The organism is Clostridium tarantellae (assembly GCF_009295725.1).
In the GTDB taxonomy this organism is placed as follows: Bacteria; Bacillota; Clostridia; order Clostridiales; family Clostridiaceae; genus Sarcina; species Sarcina tarantellae.
The window spans coordinates 1-3,243 of record NZ_WHJC01000346.1 but is presented as its reverse complement, the minus strand read 5'-3'; the positions used below and the strand labels follow the sequence as shown (position 1 = coordinate 3,243).

The following is a 3,243-nucleotide window of genomic DNA, read 5'->3' as shown; positions in this document are numbered from 1 at the left end:
AAATAAATTAAAGAGGTGATCTATTATGAAAGGTTATTATTTGATGCCTCATCCACCAATAATTGTTTCTGAGGTAGGAAAAGGTAGAGAGAAAGAAATAAATAAAACAATAGAAAGTTGTAAAAAAATAAGTGAAAAAATAGAAGAGTCAGGAGCTAAAACAATTATTATTATAACCCCTCATGGACCTATATTTAGAGATGGCATTGCTATGTTTTACACTGATAAACTTAATGGTAACCTTAGTAAATTTGGTGCTCCACAAGTTAAGCTCTCATATAAAATAGATAAAAGTTTAAGTGAAAGTATAATTAAAAATGCTGTTGATAAAGGAATTACCATAGTTCCTTTAGATGAAGAAATGGCAAGGAAATATAAGGTTTCATTGGAATTAGATCATGGGGCTATGGTTCCTTTATATTTTGTAGGTAATGAAGATAAATATGAATTAGTTCATATAACTTATGGAATGCTTTCACCTATAGAGTTATTAAAGTTTGGTACAGCTATAAAAAAAGCTGTGGAAGATATTAAAACTGAAGCTGTATTTATTGCATCAGGAGATTTATCTCATAGATTAAAGGAAGAAGGGTCTTATAGTTATAGTCCTTTTGGGAAAAAATTTGATAATAGTCTAATAAATATATTAACATCAGGAAATTTAGAAGAATTATTTAATATGAATAATCATTTGATTAGAGAAGCTGGAGAATGTGGATTAAGATCTTTATATATTTTAGCAGGGGCTATTAATTCAACAAAAGTTAAGGGAGATTTATTGAGCTATGAAGGGCCTTTTGGAGTTGGTTATGCAGTAATTGATTTTCATACAAATAGTAATGATGAGTTATTTAAAAAAATTCATAATATAAAAGAAGAAGAACATAAAAAAAGAATGAAAATAGATAATCCTTATACAAAATTAGCTAGAAAAAATTTAGATAATTATTTTAATAAAGGTGAAATAATAGATTTAAAAACTATTGAAAATGAAGAATTAATTAATGATAAAAAAGGTGTATTTGTTTCCTTAAAAATAAATGGAGAACTTAGAGGATGCATAGGTACTATAGAACCAACAACTAGTTCTATAGCAGAAGAAATAATAAAAAATTCTTTAAGTGCTGCTTTAAATGATCCAAGATTTTTACCTTTAAGAAAAGAAGAGTTGCTAGAAGTAGATATTTCAGTAGATTTACTATATCCAGCAGAAAAAACAACTTTTGAAGAATTAAATCCTAAAGTCTATGGAATAATTGTAACTTCAGGAAGGAAACGAGGATTACTACTACCTAACTTAGAAGGAGTTGATAATATAAAACAACAGATTTCAATTGCTCTTGAAAAAGGAAATATATCTTCTAATGAAAATTATTCCATAGAAAGATTTATGGTTAAAAGATTTTCTGAGGTAGATAATAATGAATAAAGAAGCATTATTTTATAAAAAAGAAGGTAATAATATAAGATGTGAACTTTGTCCACATAACTGTCTAATTAGTGAGGGAAGAACTGGAATATGTAATGTAAGAGAAGTAAAAAAAGATTATGAAGGAAATTTAAAATTATATACACTTAATTATGGAGAAATTACATCAATGTCTTTAGATCCTATAGAAAAAAAGCCTTTGTATAATTTTTATCCAGGATCTTATATATTATCTATAGGTTCTTTTGGATGTAATTTTAAATGTACATTTTGTCAAAATTTTAGTATTTCTCAATATAGAGCTAAAAGCCAGTATATATCTGCAAAAGATATGTGTGATACTTCTTTGAATTTAAAAAATAATATGGGATTAGCTTTTACTTACAATGAACCTACTATTTGGTATGAGTATGTTTTGGATGTTTCAAGAATGATTAAAAATTTAAATAAAAATCATAAAATAGTTCTTGTAACTAATGGATATATAAATGAAGAACCTTTAAAGAGATTATTACCTTATGTAGATGCTTTAAATATTGATTTAAAAGGTAATAACAAATATTATAAAGATATTTGTTTTGGAACTTTAAATGAGGTGAAAAACACTATAAAAATATCTAAAGAAATGGGATGTCATATAGAAATAACTACTCTTTTAGTACCAAAATTTAATACAGATGATGAAACTATTAACCATATAGGAAAATTTTTAAAATCCATAGATGAAGATATTCCTATTCATTTATCTAGATATTTTCCAAGATATAAGATGAATGAAGAATTAACTTCTTTAGAGCAAATGAAAAAATCTTATAGGATTTTAAAAAAATATTTAAAAAATGTATATTTAGGAAATTTAACTGTGGAAGAACTTAAAATTTGTACTGAATAGTTGCTCTAGAGTATTTAATTTATTATTTTAAATAAGGATTAAATACTCTAGAGTAATTTTTTGGAAATATATTGTATTTTATTTACAAAAAATATAATATATAACTTATAGGTGGTTAGTTTGTGAAAAGGTGGGGGGAATTATGGGAATAATTTATTTTCTTATATCAATTATGGCTACAACAATAGGTGCTATGGCAGGAATAGGTGGAGGGGTAATAATAAAACCAATTTTAGATGTTATGGGTGATTTTACTATTTCAACTATAGGGATTTTATCATCTTTTACAGTTTTTTTTATGGCTATAGTATCTATAATAAAACAAATAAGATATAATGTTAAATTAGAAATTAGAAAAACTATATTTATTGGTATAGGTTCTATAATTGGAGGTATAGTTGGTGAAGAGATATTAATAGAAATAATGAACTTTTTACAAAATGATATTCTAGTTACTATAATACAGAACTTTATTTTAGCTATTTTATTGATTTTAACATATATATATATGAATAATAAAGAAAAAATGAAAAGTTTTTGTATTCAAAATAGTATAGCTTGTATCTTTATAGGTGTTATGTTAGGTTTCATTTCTTCTTTTTTAAGTATAGGAGGAGGCCCTGTAAATGTTTGTGTACTTACAATATTCTTTTCTATGAATACAAAAGAAGCAGCCATTAATTCTATTGTAACAATATTATTTTCACAAGGTGCTAAATTAGTTTCTATAGCTTTAAAATCAGGATTTAAAGCTTATGATTTAAGTATGTTACCAGTTATGATTATTGGTGGAATATTAGGTGGAGTTATTGGATCTAAATTGAATAAGCAGCTTACTAGTAGTACTATATTAAAAGTGTTTAATTTAGTAGTAATAGCATTGATTATATTAAATATTTATAATATTGTTATTGTATTTATA

At 24.9% G+C, this 3,243-nt stretch carries 3 protein-coding genes; all 3 read left to right on the top strand.

What is annotated here, in order from left to right:
- The first annotated feature begins 25 nt into the window (after positions 1 to 25).
- On the top strand, positions 26 to 1,429 hold the full coding sequence (gene amrA, locus GBZ86_RS14170) for an AmmeMemoRadiSam system protein A (RefSeq protein ID WP_152891737.1): 1,404 nt from the start codon (positions 26 to 28) through the stop codon (positions 1,427 to 1,429).
- Complete coding sequence (gene amrS, locus GBZ86_RS14165; RefSeq protein ID WP_152891735.1) at positions 1,422 to 2,321, top strand: AmmeMemoRadiSam system radical SAM enzyme; 900 nt, start codon at positions 1,422 to 1,424, stop codon at positions 2,319 to 2,321. Before amrA ends, amrS begins: the two co-directional genes overlap by 8 nt.
- 142 nt (positions 2,322 to 2,463) lie before the next feature.
- Positions 2,464 to 3,243: sulfite exporter TauE/SafE family protein (locus GBZ86_RS14160; RefSeq protein WP_152891733.1), on the top strand; the 780-nt coding region annotated here is incomplete at its 3' end.

What these genes read in the sequence shown, in the direction of transcription:
- amrS (WP_152891735.1), top strand. Translation starts at nt 1,422, where the DNA reads ATGAATAAAGAAGCATTATTTTATAAAAAAGAAGGTAATAATATAAGA.
- amrA (WP_152891737.1), top strand. Translation starts at nt 26, where the DNA reads ATGAAAGGTTATTATTTGATGCCTCATCCACCAATAATTGTTTCTGAG.